The organism is Micromonospora sp. NPDC050980 (assembly GCF_040653835.1).
Taxonomy (GTDB): Bacteria; Actinomycetota; Actinomycetes; order Mycobacteriales; family Micromonosporaceae; genus Micromonospora.
On the sequence record NZ_JBFAGS010000037.1, the window covers coordinates 1 to 14250 of the forward strand.

Annotated in this window: 14 protein-coding genes, 1 tRNA gene and 2 pseudogenes; 8 read left to right on the forward strand and 9 right to left on the reverse strand. The window is 71.2% G+C overall.

Translation table 11 applies throughout. The features are described from left to right. Positions 1–48 precede the first annotated feature (48 nt). The 3 genes from AB0H28_RS28615 to AB0H28_RS28625 all read right to left on the reverse strand — a co-directional run bounded on the left by AB0H28_RS28615 (position 49) and on the right by AB0H28_RS28625 (position 1530). Positions 49–124 (reverse strand) — tRNA-Arg (locus AB0H28_RS28615). Between the two features lie 200 nt (positions 125–324). After that, positions 325–822, reverse strand: coding sequence for a transposase (locus AB0H28_RS28620; protein ID WP_358046748.1), 498 nt, complete (start codon positions 820–822; stop codon positions 325–327). A gap of 48 nt (positions 823–870) precedes the next feature. After that, entirely contained in the window at positions 871–1530 is a 660-nt protein-coding gene (locus tag AB0H28_RS28625) for an IS110 family transposase (RefSeq protein ID WP_358046751.1), read from the reverse strand. A 504-nt stretch (positions 1531–2034) separates the two neighbouring features. Between AB0H28_RS28625 and AB0H28_RS28630 the strand changes: the two genes are divergently transcribed. After that, entirely contained in the window at positions 2035–3261 is a 1227-nt protein-coding gene (locus tag AB0H28_RS28630; RefSeq protein WP_358046754.1) for a hypothetical protein, read from the forward strand. On the opposite strand, the gene AB0H28_RS28635 is transcribed toward AB0H28_RS28630, so the two are convergent. Genes AB0H28_RS28635 through AB0H28_RS28645 form a run of 3 tightly spaced genes read right to left on the reverse strand, consistent with a single transcriptional unit; the run spans position 3240 to position 5009 of the window. Continuing rightward, positions 3240–4007 (reverse strand): ABC transporter permease, encoded by a 768-nt coding sequence (locus tag AB0H28_RS28635; protein ID WP_358046756.1) that lies wholly within the window; start codon positions 4005–4007, stop codon positions 3240–3242. The two genes, AB0H28_RS28630 and AB0H28_RS28635, sit on opposite strands and share 22 nt — an antisense overlap. Positions 4008–4040: 33 nt before the next feature. Next, positions 4041–4727 (reverse strand): VTT domain-containing protein, encoded by a 687-nt coding sequence (locus tag AB0H28_RS28640; RefSeq protein ID WP_358046759.1) that lies wholly within the window; start codon positions 4725–4727, stop codon positions 4041–4043. 36 nt (positions 4728–4763) lie between these two features. Continuing rightward, positions 4764–5009: a phosphatase PAP2 family protein gene (locus tag AB0H28_RS28645; protein WP_358046762.1), complete on the reverse strand. Its 246-nt coding sequence runs from the start codon at positions 5007–5009 to the stop codon at positions 4764–4766. Between the two features lie 22 nt (positions 5010–5031). Here AB0H28_RS28645 and AB0H28_RS28650 point away from each other — a divergent pair, with 22 nt between their 5' ends. Continuing rightward, positions 5032–5382, forward strand: coding sequence for a hypothetical protein (locus tag AB0H28_RS28650; RefSeq protein WP_358046765.1), 351 nt, complete (start codon positions 5032–5034; stop codon positions 5380–5382). Positions 5383–5400: 18 nt separating this feature from the next. On the opposite strand, the gene AB0H28_RS28655 is transcribed toward AB0H28_RS28650, so the two are convergent. Together AB0H28_RS28655 and AB0H28_RS28660 are read right to left on the reverse strand one after the other, a co-directional pair. Continuing rightward, the gene (locus tag AB0H28_RS28655) at positions 5401–6792 is read right to left on the reverse strand and encodes a HAMP domain-containing sensor histidine kinase (RefSeq protein WP_358046768.1); all 1392 of its coding nucleotides are present in this window, start codon (positions 6790–6792) and stop codon (positions 5401–5403) included. Continuing rightward, the gene (locus tag AB0H28_RS28660; protein ID WP_358046771.1) at positions 6789–7466 is read right to left on the reverse strand and encodes a response regulator transcription factor; all 678 of its coding nucleotides are present in this window, start codon (positions 7464–7466) and stop codon (positions 6789–6791) included. The genes AB0H28_RS28655 and AB0H28_RS28660 overlap by 4 nt, the downstream gene beginning before the upstream one ends. A 129-nt stretch (positions 7467–7595) precedes the next feature. Here AB0H28_RS28660 and AB0H28_RS28665 point away from each other — a divergent pair, with 129 nt between their 5' ends. The 4 genes and pseudogenes from AB0H28_RS28665 (at position 7596) to AB0H28_RS28680 (ending at position 10697) form a co-directional block, all read left to right on the forward strand. Further along, a complete protein-coding gene (locus tag AB0H28_RS28665; protein WP_358046774.1) occupies positions 7596–7892 on the forward strand; it encodes a FeoA family protein in 297 nt (98 codons plus the stop codon). Positions 7893–7900: 8 nt separating this feature from the next. Beyond that, positions 7901–9852 (forward strand): annotated as a pseudogene (locus AB0H28_RS28670) (ferrous iron transporter B). A 126-nt stretch (positions 9853–9978) separates the two neighbouring features. Continuing rightward, a pseudogene (locus AB0H28_RS28675) lies at positions 9979–10350 on the forward strand (hypothetical protein); the annotation flags it as partial. Between the two features lie 2 nt (positions 10351–10352). After that, complete coding sequence (locus AB0H28_RS28680) at positions 10353–10697, forward strand: hypothetical protein (protein WP_358046813.1); 345 nt, start codon at positions 10353–10355, stop codon at positions 10695–10697. Here the strand turns inward: AB0H28_RS28680 and AB0H28_RS28685 are convergent. Continuing rightward, positions 10688–11149, reverse strand: a complete 462-nt coding sequence (locus tag AB0H28_RS28685; RefSeq protein WP_358046777.1) for a hypothetical protein — start codon at positions 11147–11149, stop codon at positions 10688–10690. The two genes, AB0H28_RS28680 and AB0H28_RS28685, sit on opposite strands and share 10 nt — an antisense overlap. A gap of 143 nt (positions 11150–11292) precedes the next feature. Here AB0H28_RS28685 and AB0H28_RS28690 point away from each other — a divergent pair, with 143 nt between their 5' ends. Then, positions 11293–12861 carry a TIGR02677 family protein gene (locus AB0H28_RS28690; protein WP_358046780.1) on the forward strand — a complete coding sequence of 523 codons (1569 nt, stop codon included), beginning with the start codon at positions 11293–11295 and terminating at the stop codon, positions 12859–12861. Further along, the gene (locus AB0H28_RS28695; protein WP_358046783.1) at positions 12858–14249 is read left to right on the forward strand and encodes a TIGR02678 family protein; all 1392 of its coding nucleotides are present in this window, start codon (positions 12858–12860) and stop codon (positions 14247–14249) included. The genes AB0H28_RS28690 and AB0H28_RS28695 overlap by 4 nt, the downstream gene beginning before the upstream one ends. Position 14250 lies beyond the last annotated feature (1 nt).

Consider the following 14250-nt stretch of genomic DNA (forward strand, 5'->3'; position numbering starts at 1 on the left):
CCACCAAACCCGGGGCTTGACAGCTTCTTGCTGGTCAGGGCCTTGAATTGGTGCCCCCGGCAGGATTCGAACCTGCGACACACGGTTTAGGAAACCGATGCTCTATCCCCTGAGCTACGAGGGCGCGAGGGCACAGTCTAGCGACCTGGGGGTTCACCTGGGGTGGCAGGGAGTGGCCTAGGTTCACCCACGTTCCCCGGACCGCCGTTCTCCCAGCCCAGGACCACACACCGAGCACACGGAACCCGGTCTGCGACCGGTGGTCGGCCGCGGTGACCCGCGTTGGCACCGATTCACCCGGGTTGGCATCCGCTGGAGGAGTCTCTACGCGAGTTCGCATGGCACCAGGTCCGCTGATCTTGGTTGTTTGGGCTGGTAGGGGGTCTTGTCACGGATGCAGGCCCAGAGGACGTTGAGGCGTTGTCTGGACAGGGCGGCGGTGGCTTGGCGGTGGGTCTTCCCTTCGGCTCGCTTCTTGTCGTAGTAGGCGCGTGATCGTGGGCAGTGGGTCAGGGCGGTGAAGCTGGACATGCTGAACACCCGGCGCAGACCACGGTGATAGCGGTGCGGCCGGATCTGGTGACCTTGCCGGCGCCCGGAGTCCCGGGAGATCGGCGCGAGGCCGGCGTGCGCGGCGAGTGCGGCGGCGCTGGGGTAGGTGGTGAGGGTGCCGGCGTAGGCGAGGAACTCGGCGGCGAGGGTGGTGCCGATGCCGGGCAGGCTGGTGACGATCTCGCCCAGTTCGTGCTCGGCGACGATGCCGGCGATGGTTTCCTCGATGACGGTGATCCGGTCGTTGACCACTTCCAGGTCGGTGGCCATCTGCGCCACGATCCCGGCCGCGGTGGCCTCTCCGGCGACGGCGACGGTCTACGTCCGCGCGGCGGTGAGAACTTTGGCGGTGAGGGCCTTGGCGGCCCGCACGCCGTGCTGGCGCAGGTAGTCCAGGATGCGGGCCTCACCGGCGCGCCGCAGCCCGGCGGGGGTCTGCCACTGCGCGAGGAGCCGCAGCGCGCCCTTACCGCGCAGGTTCAGCGTCTTCTCCAAGGCGGGGCTGATCATCGTCAGGAGGTCCTGGATGCGGGCGGTGAGGCGGACCCGGTCGGCGACCAGGTCGAGGCGGCGGGAGACGAGCAGCTTCAACTGCTGCTGCACCCCGTCGGCCAGGGTGAGGTTCGGTAGATCGGCGCGCATGCGCAGGGTCTGGGCGATGACGTAGGCGTCGTGGGCGTCGGTCTTGCGTTCGCCGTGAAACGCCTCCGCCATCCGGGAGGTGACCGTGCCGCTGACGTAACGCACGTCCGCGCCCCGGTCGAACAGGACCGCCAGCACCAGCGACGCGGGTCCGCCGCGCAGGTCGACGGCCCAGCGGATCGCCTTGCGGCGTTTGCCGAGCCGCCCGGCGATGCCGGAGATGGCCTGCTGGTCGTTGGGGATCTTCTCGGACAGGACCACGGTGCCGTCGTCGTCGATGACGCACACGTGGTGGTGGGTCTTGCCGACGTCGACGCCGGCCCACAGGCTGCCCACCGGGCATCACCCTTTTCGCTCGTGCTGGTCAGGGGGCGTGGACCCGCCGCGGTTCAGTGGTCACAACTTCGGAAAGGGCGATCGGTCGCAAGTCTCCATCCAGTGCTGATAGGGCGGTCATCAGCGAGGGCCGGGGCGTCCTACTCCAAGCTGGCCATGACATCGGCAGCACACACCCAGACAGTCACCCGACCCTCCGGGCCCAACCATCAAACGACGCAGTTCAATGTCTGGTTGCGGGTCCCGACGGTACACCTGAAGCCCACCGCTGCCGACGTCTGGGCGTCACGCGCCGGGGACGCCGGGGCAGTCCGCGATCTTGCGCGCCTCGGTGCTGGCCATCAACCGGCGAGGGCCGCATGCGGAGTGGGTGCTGAGGTCAACAAGCGGGAGGGCTCTTCAGCGAGATCTCAGGGTCGGCGTTCCATGCTGCCGTCTGTGTCCTCGACGATGGGAAGAGTTGTGTCTGTTGCCACTGACCGGCTGGCGGGTACGCGCGGATGGTTGACGAAAGTCCCGGCGATCACCGCGACGTTCTGGGTCATCAAGGTGCTGTCGACGACGATCGGGGAGACGTTCGCCGATTATCTGGCCGTGAACGTTGGCCTGGGTCCTGCCGTCACCGACGCGGTCATGATCGCGGCGCTGGTCGTCGCGCTCCTCATCCAGTTCCGGACCCACGCGTACACGCCGTGGATCTACTGGTTGTGCGTGGTCTTGGTGAGCATCGTCGGCACGCAGTTGACCGACCTGTTCACCGACACGCTGGGCGTGAGCCTGTACGTCAGCACCGCTGTCTTCGCGGTGGTCCTCGCGGTCGTATTCGCCGTCTGGTACCGGCAGGAACGCACGCTTGCGATCACCTCCATCGACACCCCGCGCCGGGAGGCGTTCTACTGGGGCGCGATCCTCACCACGTTCGCGCTCGGCACCGCCGCTGGTGCCCTCGCCACCGAGGCACTCAGCCTGGGCTTCCGCAACTGGGTGCTGATCTTCGGGGGTCTGATCGCGGCGACGTGGATGGCCTACCGGCTGGGCGCCGGGCAGGTGCTGACGTTCTGGATCGCCTACGTGTTCACCCGCCCGCTCGGCGCGTCGCTCGGTGACCTGCTGACGCAGGACAAGGATTTCGGTGGTCTGGGGCTGGGCGCGAGCGTGACCAGTCTGCTGTTCTTCGGCACGATCGTGGTCCTGGTCATCCGTGAACAGGTTCTGGTCAGTCGGCACGGGGTGGCGATGAAGGGCGCGGGGCCGCTGGGCGGCTACCGGCAGGACTACCTGTGGGCCGGCGTGGCCGTCGTAGCTGTCGCAATGGCCGGGTGGGTGCTGCGCCCGGCTGCGGACACGACGCCCACCGCCGAGCCTGCGCCCATGACGACCGCGCAGGCCGGAGCCGAGCACGGCACCCCCGCGGCCCTCCCGCAGCAGGCTCATCCGACCACGAAGCTGGGCAACCTGCGCAAGTTCGCGGTGATCGTCACCGACGTCAAGGAGAAAGTCGCGCAGAACGACCTGGCGGGCGGAAAGGCCCGGGTAAAGGATCTCGAGGTCGCCTGGGACGACGCCGAGGCGGGGCTGAAGCCCCGTGATTCGGCGAGGTGGCACCAACTCGACGACCAGATCGATGCGGTCCTGACGGCCCTGCGGGCGTCGAGCCCGGTGCGGGGCGACTGCGCCTCGGCGGTGGACACCCTGATGGCGACCCTGAATCAGTTCGACGGCGCCAGCTGACCGCCTCGCGGACGGAGCCGCCCCCGCGCCATCACCTCGATGGTGAGGACGATGGCGGCGGCTTCGACGGCGAGGAGGCCGACAAGGACGAACAGTTGGGTGATTCCCGCGGTCAGCGGGCTGGCGCCGCCGAGCAGGACGCCGACGAAGGCACCGGGGAGGGTGACCAGGCCGACCGTGCGGGTCTGGTCGAGGGCCGGGACGAGTGCCTGGCTCGCGGCGGGGCGGCAGACGAGCAGCCGGGCGTCGCGGGGAAGTAGCCCCAGCGCGAGGGCGGCTTCGACCTCGCCGCGCCGGGCGTGCAGATCGTCGTTGAAGCGCCGCCCGGCGAGGCTGGTCGCGGTCATCGCGCCGCCGGTCAGGATGCCGGCGATCGGGATGATCGCGATGCCGCGCAGCGGCACCAGGCCGGCCAGGAGCAGCGCGGCAACGACGGTCAGGCTGGCGGTGGCGATCGGGACACCCGCCCACCAGCCGTACGGCCCGCCGGTGATCCGCCGACCGGAGGTGCCGGCGGCGACCGCGCACATCAGCAGGACGAACGCCGCGGTGGCCCACAGCGAGCCGACGATCGCGGTGATCACCAGTGACACGGCGGCCAGTTGCAGCGCGGCACGCACGGCGGCGACGGCGATCTGTCGGCCGTGCCCGAGCCGTCCGACGGTGGCGATCGCGGCTGCGGCGGCGGTCAGCAGCGCCAGCGCGACGGCGAGTTTCGGCCCGAGCACCAGCATCGTCGAGGTCATCCGGTCAGTGTCGTTTCAGCGCCGACGGGTCGTTCAGTCGGCGCGGGAGGCGTTTCCGGCCACCGTCTCCTCGGTGGCCGGGGTTGCCGCGTGGCGGCGGGAGCGCAGGAACTGGATACCGATCGGCACGACGGAGACCAGCACGATGGCGATCAGGATGAACTCGATGTTCGATTTGACGAAGGCGATCTGCCCGAGGAAGTAGCCGAGCACGGTGACGCCGGTTCCCCACAGGGCGCCCCCGAGGATGTTGTAGGTGACGAAGGTGCGGTAGTGCATGCGGCTGACCCCGGCGACGACGGGGGTGAAGGTGCGCACGATCGGCACGAAGCGGGCCAGCAGGATCGAGCGGGCGCCGTAGCGGGCGAAGAAGGCGTTGGCCCGCTGCACGTTCTCCTGCTTGAAAAGCCGGGAGTTGGGGCGGCGGAACAGGCTCGGGCCCACCCGTTTGCCGAACAGATAGCCGACCTGGTCGCCGGCGATGGCGGCGACGGCGACGAGCAGGCAGACCAGCCAGAGCGGCTGGTGCAGGTAGCGGCCGTCGGCGACGAGCAGGCCGGCGGTGAACAGCAGCGAGTCGCCGGGCAGGAACAACCCGATGAGCACCCCGGACTCGGCGAAGATGATCGCGAGGATCCCGATCAGCCCGAAGGTGGAGATCAGCCATTCCGGGTCGATGACGCTGGGGCCCGCGGCGAGCAGCGCTTGAGGCGTGGACATGGCGGGACCTCCGGAACGAGGGGGCGGGGGTGGTGCTCAGGCCGCGGTGTCGAGGCGGCGGCTGGTCCGGCGGTCGTAGGCGCGGCCGACGACGCCGATGGTGGCGACAGCTGCGGCGGCGATGAGCGCGCCGACGAGGATGTCGCCGGGGTAGTGCACGCCGGTCCAGACGCGGGCGAAGCCGACGATGGTGGCGATCAGACTCAGCCCTACCCCCCCATCGGCGGGACAGAAACGCCCCGACGGCGAATGCCATCGCGAACGCCGCGGTGGCGTGGTCACTGGGCAGCGACGCTCCGGCGGCGTGCGGGATCAACTGGTGTACGGGGTGGGTCTGGAACGGTCGTACCTCGGTGCTGAGCGCGGCGACGGCCTGCCCGACGGCGAAGGCCAGCCCGAGGGACGCCACGACGCGTACCAGGGCGGCGCGCCCGTGCCGCAGGTGAGTCAGGACCGGTACGGCTGCGGTGGCGGCGAGGACGTAGATCAGCCACCTCGCCGACCATTCGAAGACGTCGTCGACGGGGTCGCTGCGGCCGGCCAAGGCGTTGACGACGTGGAAGAGGTGATAGTTCATGGTTCCCCCGTTGGTGGTTCCGGCCCGGGCAGGCGCCTTTCGTCCCAGGGTGCCGCCGGCCGCCTGAGAGGAGCCTGAATTTGCCGAGGGCGGGGTTCAGTGATCTTCGGAGTCGACGTGCCGGGGCAGCCGGATTCGGACGGTCATGCCCGGTCCGGGCAGCACCTGTACCTCTCCGCCGTGCGCCGCGACGACCTGACGGGTGATGGCGAGGCCCAGGCCGGTGCCGCCCTCCGGCCGGGTCCGGCTGTCATCCAGACGGACGAACCGGTCGAAGATGCGCTCCCGGTCGGCAGCGGGGACACCCGGCCCGTCGTCGGTGACCTCGAGGCACCCCCAGCCCTCGCACACCGACACGCGCAAAGTCACGCGGGTACGGGCGTGGCGGGCGGCGTTGTCGGCCAGATTCCGCAGCGCCCGACCAAGATCGTGGGCGTCTCCCGTCACCCGTACCGGGGTCAGGTCGGCCCGGACGGTGAGGTCCGGGTGCTGCCCGGCGAGCCGCTCCCGCTCGGTGTAGGCGAGATCGTCGAGGTCGACGTCGTCGCGGCGCCCGGTGGCGCCGCGCTCGTCGATGCGTGCGAGCAGCAGCAGGTCCGCGACGAGGTCGCCGAGCCGGCTGGTCTCGCGGCGCAGCAGCTCGACCAGCTCGCCGTGCCCCTGGGGTACGGGTGCCAGCGCCAGGCGGTCGAGGCCGGCGCGCAGGGTGGCCAGGGGGCTGCGCAGTTCGTGGCTGGCGTCGGCGACGAACCGGCGCTGGCTCGCCACGGCGGTCTCCAGGCGCTCGAGCATCCGGTTCATCGTCTCGGCGAGCGCCGCGACCTCATCTCGGGCGGTCGGCACGGGTACGCGGGCGTGTAGGTCGCGGGCGGTGATGCCGGAGACCCGGCGGCGGATCGCCTCGACCGGGCGCAGGGATCGTCCGACGAACCAGAACACCGCCGCGCCGACCACCAGCAGCATGGGCACCAGCCCGGCGGCCAGGATCGCCGCGACGGCCTCGGTGCTCTCGTTGACCGGTCGCAGCGATTGCGCGACCAGCACCGTGCGGGTGCCGGAGCCGGTGGCCACCCCCTCGGCGGCGATCCGGAAGGGGTCCTCGTCGGCGAACGGCAGCAGCCGCTGCTCGCGCAGCAGTTGACCGGGCCGGGGCCGTAGCGGGGACAGCGGCGCGGCGTCGCCGAGCGCGGCCGATGCCGCCTCGACCCGCCCGGACTGGTCGAGGACCTGCACCAACGTCTGTTCTCCCGGGCTGGGCTTCAGCGTCTGGGCGAGCGCGTCCTGATCGCCGGCGGTCACCGCCGCGACCACCTCGGCCGCCCGCTGCCGCGCCGCGGCATCCACGTTGCCGGCAAGATCCACGCGGGCAAGATAGACGAACGCCGCCGCGCCGACGGCGAAGGCCGCCCCCACCACAGCGGCCGCGGCCAGCGCCGAGCGCAGCTGTACCCCGAGGCGCCGTCGGATCCACCCGATGGCCATGCTCATCCGCCGTCGGCTGCGAGGCGGTAGCCCATGCCCCGCTCGGTCTGGATCGCCCGGCGTCCGAACGGCTGGTCGATCTTGCGGCGGAGGTAGCCGACGTACACCTCGACGATGTTGGGGTCGCCGTCGAAGTGGGCGTCCCAGACGTTGTCGATGATCTGCCGTTTGGACACCACGTCACCGCGGTGGCGCATCAGGAACTCCAGCAGCGCGAACTCCCGGGCGGTGACCCGAACTGCCTGGCCGGCCCGGCTGACCTGCCGGCGGGCCGGGTCCACGGTCAGGTCCCCGGCGGTCAGCACGACCGGCCGGGCGGGCGCACCCCGGCGCACCAGGGCCCGCAGCCGGGCCACCAGCACCACGAACGAGAACGGCTTGACCAGATAGTCGTCGGCCCCGAGGTCGATGGCGTCCGCCTGGTCGTACTCCCCGTCCTTCGCGGTCAACATCAACACCGGCGTCCACACGCCCCGGGACCGCAGCCGCCGGCACACCTCGTAGCCGTTCAGGCCGGGCAGCATGATGTCCAGCACGATAACGTCGTACGGGTTCTCGGTGGCCGCCCACAGCCCGTCGGGCCCGGTGTGCTGCACATCCACGGCGAAACCCTCGTCCGTGAGGCCGGCGCGCAGCACCTGCGCCAAGGCGGTCTCGTCCTCGACGATTAGCACCCGCACCCCGCCCACCCCCTTCCGAACGTCGACACCCGCACGCACGGTATGTCGCCGAGGTCGGGCGGGGCACCGCCCGCCGAAGTTCGTCACACGCCCTGGTAGGTGAGGCGAGCCTTACCTTATGGTGAGCTGGTGCTGCTGAGTCGTCCTGCTGCCACCCACTCCGGTTGTCCGGTGCGGGCCGTCGAGACGTCCGCCCGGCCGACCGGTCGCCTGTCCGACCTGCCTCCGGGCAGTCGGGCCACGATCGTGGGGCTGGCCGACGGGGCACCGCCTTCGACGGCTCACCGGCTCGCCGACCTGGGGTTCACCGCCGGGACGCTGGTGCAGGTCGTCCGTCGCGCCCCGCTGCGGGATCCGGTGGTGTACCGGGTCAAGGACTACGACCTGTGCCTGCGCCGCGCGCAGGCCGCGCACGTACCGATCTGACACGCGCGATGACGGACGCGGGTTGCCATGCCGAGGACCGGGGTGGCGCCGTTGACACGGCACTGCCCCGGCTGGCCCTGGCGGGCAGCCCGAACGCCGGCAAGACGAGTATCTTCAACGTGCTGACCGGCCTGCACGCCAAGACGGGGAATTACCCCGGTGTGACGGTGTCTCGCTTCGTCGGCACCCTTCAGGCGGGCGACCGGCGGTACCTGATCGAGGACCTGCCGGGCACCTACAGCCTCGACCCGATCAGTCCCGACGAGCAGATCATGGTCGACGTGCTCGACGGCCGCCTCGACGGCGAGGTACCACCGGACGCCCTACTGGTCGTGGTGGACGCCACCACACTGCGCCGCTCCCTGCGGTTCGTCGCGCAGGTGCTGCGCCGAGGCCTGCCCACCTGCCTGGTGGTGACGTTCACCGACGAGATGGCCGCGCGGCAGGGCCAGTTGGACCTGGCGGCGTTGCAGCAGGCGCTGGGCGTGCCGGTGGTGCGGGTGCTCGGCAACCGCGGGCAGGGCATCGACGAACTGCGCGACCAGATCGTGCGGTGGTCGACGTGGTCGGCGCCGGCCCTTCCCCCACCGGATGACCCGGCCGAGGCGGACGCCTGGGCGGAGTCGGTGCTGAGCTTCGCCCGTTACCGGGCCCCGGAACGCCACCGCATCACCCAGCGCGTCGACGCGGTCCTGCTGCACCCGGTGTGGGGCACGATCGTGTTCCTCGCCGTGATGGTGGCCTTCTTCCAGACGGTCTTCACCCTCGCCGCGCCCCTGCAGGGCTACGTGGAGACGTTCTTCGGTTGGCTGTCCGGGCTGGTGACCACCCACGTCGGCAACCCGTGGCTGGCCGGGCTGCTCGGCGACGCGATCATCGGCGGCGTGGGCGCGGTGCTCGTGTTCGTAGCGCAGATCATGCTGCTGTTCCTGCTGATCTCCCTGCTCGAGGGCGTCGGCTACATGTCCCGCGCGGCGTTCCTGATGGACCGGGTGATGGCCCGCGCCGGCCTGGAAGGCCGCGCGTTCGTGGCCCTGCTGTCCTCGTTCGCCTGCGCCATCCCCGGCATCATGGCCACCCGCACCCTGCCGTCGGCCAAGGACCGCCTGGCCACCATGATGGCCGCGCCGCTGATGACCTGCTCCGCGCGGCTGCCGGTGTACGTGCTGCTGATCGGCCTGCTCGTCGACCCGTCCGCCCGGTGGGGGCCGTTCGGCGCGCAGGGCCTGGTCATGTTCGGCATGTACCTGCTCGGCGCGGTCTCCGCGATGACCGCCGCATGGGTGTTCAAGAAGCTCGGCGACCGCACCGGCCCGCTGCTGCCGTTCTACATGGAGATGCCCCCGTACCGGATCCCCTCGGCCCGCTCGGTGCTGATCGCGGTCGGCGACTCGGCCCGGTCGTTCCTGCGCAAGTGCACCACCATCATCGCGGTCACCACCGTCAGCCTGTGGTTACTGCTGAACCTGCCCCTGCACTCGACCACAGACCTGCGCGCCCAGGCGTCGACCCGGGCAATCACACCGCGGTCTCCGCCTACGTCGCCGACCACAGCTACGCCGCCAGCACGGGCCACCTCGTCGCACCGGTCTTCGATCCACTCGGCTTCGACTGGCGGATCGACATCGGCGTGCTGTCGGCCCAGTCGGCCCGGGAAACGTTCGTCGCCACTCTCGGACAGGTCGCCGCCGCCGAGAACCCCGAGGAACCGTCGAAGGCCCTCAAGGCGATGACCTACACCGACGGACCGCACGCCGGGCAGCCACTGTTCACCGCCCCGACAATCGCGGCGCTCCTGGTCTACTTCGCCTTCGCGTTGCAGTGCATGGCCACCGTCGGCATCATCCGCCGGGAGACCGGCGGCTGGAAGTGGCCCCTGATCGCGTTCGGCTACCTGACCGCGCTGGCCTGGATCATGGCCTACGTCGCCAGGACCATCACCGCGCTCCTGACGGGCTGAGGCCATGATCCCCATCCACCCCCAGTCCGTCGCGGGTCACCCCGAACAGCTGCGCTGGATCACACCGGCCGGGGTGCTGCCGTTCAGCGGCGTCGCCGCCGCCCTGCCGGCCGCGCTGGCGGCCCTGCGACGAACATCAACCGGCGCAAGACACCACCCCAGCCGCCAGCGGACTACCAGCCCTACGGTGACCGGAGGCCCTACGTGGTGGCCGAAACCCTCACCGAACTGCATGGCCCGACCGAAGGCACGGTGACGCTTCCGCGTCACCTCGACTGGTCCGGGCAGGCCGAGTACGACCTGAACCGGGCCGCACGCCTGGCCAGCATGTACAAGGTGGTGCTCACCGAAGCCAGCACGGTCGAAGATCTCAACACCTGGCTCGACGCCGAACTCCTTCGGCGGCTCTGGCCCACCCTCTGGCTGCCACCCCAGCTCCGCCCGCGCTGGGAGGACGCCTTCCCCGAACTCGCCGCGACCCGCAGCGACGCGGCGTAGCGGTGGACCCCTTCCACGAACGCCTCGCCCGCAGCGGACTCGGCGCGGCCGATCGATACGGCCTCGCCACACCACGCGACGAATACGACCAAATCCGCGCCATTCTCCACAACGCCGCCCGCACCGGCCTCGCCGGCCTCGCCGGCCTCGCCCCGACTTCGGTCAATACCTCATCGGACCAGTTCTCTGGGTCAGCCATCACCACCCGGCACGCGCGGCCAAACTCGCGACGCTGCTGGCCCACGCACTCGCGGCACCGTAAACTGACGCGGCACGGCAACTTCACCGGATCCCGCAAGAACGCGTCGAACCGACCGAAGCAGAGCCTGACCAGGACTTACACCTGATCATCGTGCGCGCTCCGAGCACGGTCGGCGGCGGCGATCTGGTCGTGGAAGCGGGTGTGCACCCAGCAGCGTTCGCCGAGGATATTCAGCTGTGCCCACCGGCCGGAGGCAGGGCCGAGCCGGGTGCGGCGGGGCAGCGTGCCGAGCAGGCGTTCCGGTCGTGCGCCGCCGGATGATTTGGTGCTCTCCAGCACATAGATGGCGTCGTCGGTGACCGCCACGCACCGGTACTTGTTCCACGCCGTGACTCCCACGAGGTAGGTCAGCATGAAGAAGCCGAAGTTCGGTGCGGTCTGGTAGATGAACGCCTGGCGGATCACACTGCCGGCGGGCAGGAAAGGGGTCGCGCGTTCGACCAGATCTTTGCGTGGCTCGGATTTGCTTGTCACCACTATCTGGTAGCACACGCCGCGTTCCGGCGGCAGGGGGACAGCGCCGCGGTGGCCGGTCAAGAGGGCTGGCCACCGCACTTACCCAGGCGCAGCAGCCCGTGACGCACGTTTCACGATCACCCCGGAGTCCGCTGCTGCCTCGCACGCCGCGCCGAGGCCGGCTGGGTAGGGTGGGTAGCCGTTCGCGTCCCGTGAGGAGAACGATGACCGCGCAGCCATCCAGGGCCACGTTCGGCCTCGACGACTTCGGGCTGGACGACCGGATGCGGCTGTTCGGTTACGTGACGGCGGAGAACCGGTTCGCCTATCTGTGGCTGCTGCGGGCGTTCGACTCGGCACGGTCCAGCTATCACGTGGTGCTGCACACCTCCGACGTGGCGGCGGCGCTGGCGACGCTGCACGAGGCGGACGCCGACTGCCCGGATCCGGCCGGGCTGGAGTTGCCGCGGCTGCTCGACGCCCTGGTGGAGTGGGGGGTGCTCGACCGGGGACAGGACGGTTCCCGGGCCACGACGCTGGCGGAATACCGCAACCGGCACTCGGTGTACCAGTTCACCGAGGCGGGCTACCGGGCGCACCGGGCGGTGGAGGCGGTGCTGTCGGCGAGCATGGACGACTCGACGCTGTCCCGGCTGGTCTTCGCCGACCTGCTGGCGGACCTGAACGCGCTCGCCGCGGCCAACGAGGCCGGGGACGCGGAAGAGGTCTACCGGAAGTTCAGCCGGTTGGACCGGGCGTTGGCCGACATCGCCGAGCGGGCCGCCCGCTTCTACCACATGCTGGGCGACCTGGGGCGGACCAACGACGTGCGGCCGGAGGTGTTCCTCGCGCACAAGGACGCGCTGCTGGCTCATCTGCGGGACTTCCACGACGAGTTGCAGCGATACACGCCCCGGCTGCGCGCGGCGGTGCACGAGGTGGAGGCGACCGGTCTGGAGCGGCTGATCGAGGCGGCCGCCGAGGCCGACGAGCGGCTGTTCCACACCCCGGTGCAGCGCCTGGAGGACTGGCGGCGGCGCTGGGCCGGGCTGCGGTCCTGGTTGGCGCCGCCGGGCCCGGAGCAGCCCAGCGAGGCGGACCGGCTGTCGGACGCCACCGTCGCCGCGATCGGTGACGTTCTCGCTCTGCTGCGCCGGGTCACCGAGGCCCGACGCGGCGGGGTGAGCCGGGAGTCCCAGTTGCGGCACCTGGCCGCCTGGTTCACCTGCACCGGCACCCAGGAGGCCGCGCATGCCCTGTTCGACGTCGTGTTCGGTCTCGGCGCTCCGCGCCACGCGGGCGTGGCGCACCCGGATCCGGAGGCAATCGCCAGCCGGCTGTCGTGGTGGGAGGCGCCGGCGGTGGAGCTGTCCCGCACCCTGGTGACCACCGGTCGGGCGCCGGGGCAGGGTCGGGGAAGGCCCGCCCGGCTGGACCGGGTCGACGAGCGCCGGCACCGGTTGCGCGGCGATCAGCTGGCCCGGGAGCGCCGGTTGGCCGACGCGGCGACGGCGCTGGCCGGCGTCGGCGTGGACGATCACCAGTTGGACGGGTCGCAGACCCAGGTCCTGCTGCGCCTGCTCGACATCGCACTCGCCGCCCGGGTGGGTGGCCGAGCCGGAGTGCCGCTGGCGGCCGCCGCGCACGGCGTCCGGTTGACCCTCACCCCGACGCCGGGCCGGTTCACCACGGTGCGCACCGCCGAGGGCCGGCTGCATCTGGACGGGTACGCGTTGACGGTCACCGCCGCGCAGCACACCGCGGTCCGCCGACCCGAGCTGGTGCCGGCGTGACCGCGGAGGCAGGGGCGCCGCGGCCGGCGGCCCACCGGTTCGCCGTCGACGTCCCCGAGTTGGAGTTGGCGGACTACCAGCGGGCGGTCCGGCTGGTCCTGCGCCACCCGCTGATCACGGCGACCTGGCCCGACGAGCGGGCGCTGCCCCGGGTACGACGGTTCGCCGCCACCCTGCGTCGGGATCTCGCCGAGGCGTTCGGATACCGCCTGGAGCTGCACGGTTCCACGGCCCGGCTGGTACGGGCGAAGGACCAGCTCGACGGCACCCAACCGGCGGTGTCGCGCACCGGGCGGCCGTTCGACCGGCAGCGCTACGCGTACCTGTCGTTGTGCCTGGCGGTGCTGGGCCGCGCCGGGATCCAGATCACCCTCAGCGAGTTGGCCGACTCGGTGGCCGGCGACGCGAACCGGATCACCGGCCTGGGGCTGGATCCGGACCACGGCCCGGACCGACGGGCGTTCGTGGACGCGGTCGGCTGGCTGGAGGAGCGGGGCGTGCTGCGGCTGGCCGATGGTTCCAGCGCCGCCTGGGCCAGTGACCCCGGGGCGGGTGAGGCGTTGTACGACGTGGCGCGGGACGTGGTGTTCGCGCTGTTCCGGCCGCCCCGGGTGCTGCAGCACATCGACTCGGTGTCGGCGATGCTCGATCGGGCGATGAGCAGCAGCGGCAACGCCGAGCGCCGGCAGGCGGCCCAGGCGGCCCGGCGGGCGGTGGTGGAGTTACCGGTCATCTACCACACCGACGTCGACCTGGCGGTCGCCAACCATCTGCGCGGCTCCGCGCTCGCCACCGACCTGACCCGGCTGACCGGTCTGCGGGTGGAGCGGCGGGCCGAGGGCGTGCTGCTGGTGGACACCGCCGGGTTCACCGCTGAGCGGTTCCCGGGCACCGGCTCGGTGGCGCAGGCCGCGGTGCTGCTGGCGGTGGAGATGGCCGACCGGGTGGCGGACCCCGACGGCCGCCGGGTCAAGCGGCTGACCCCGCCCGACGGGCCGGCCCGGCAGCAGGCGTTGGCGGGCCACATCGACACCGGCCTGCCCACGGCCACCCTGATACGCCTCGACGACGCCGGCTGGGACGAGCACTGGACTGTGGAAGGCGAGAGCGGCCCCGACGAGACCGACGGGGCAGGCCGATTGCCGTTCATCACCGACAGCTTCCTGCGTACCGCCGTCGGAGAGATCCTGCAGCGGTACGGGACCGCGTTCGGCGCCCAGTGGCACGCCGACCCGGACCGGCTGCGACTTGAGGCGGTCGCGCTGCTGGAGCGGTTCGGTGCGGTCACCGCCGTGCCGGGCGGGGTGCTCGTCCGGCCGCTGGTCGGGCGGTACCGCCACACCGTCGCCACGGTCAAGCCCCGCGCCACCACCGAAACCCTGTTCTGAG

What these genes read in the sequence shown, in the direction of transcription:
- AB0H28_RS28690 (WP_358046780.1), top strand. Translation starts at nt 11,293, where the DNA reads ATGACCGCGCAGCCATCCAGGGCCACGTTCGGCCTCGACGACTTCGGG.
- AB0H28_RS28620 (WP_358046748.1), bottom strand. Translation starts at nt 822, where the DNA reads ATGGCCACCGACCTGGAAGTGGTCAACGACCGGATCACCGTCATCGAG.
- AB0H28_RS28640 (WP_358046759.1), bottom strand. Translation starts at nt 4,727, where the DNA reads ATGTCCACGCCTCAAGCGCTGCTCGCCGCGGGCCCCAGCGTCATCGAC.
- AB0H28_RS28635 (WP_358046756.1), bottom strand. Translation starts at nt 4,007, where the DNA reads ATGACCTCGACGATGCTGGTGCTCGGGCCGAAACTCGCCGTCGCGCTG.
- AB0H28_RS28655 (WP_358046768.1), bottom strand. Translation starts at nt 6,792, where the DNA reads ATGAGCATGGCCATCGGGTGGATCCGACGGCGCCTCGGGGTACAGCTG.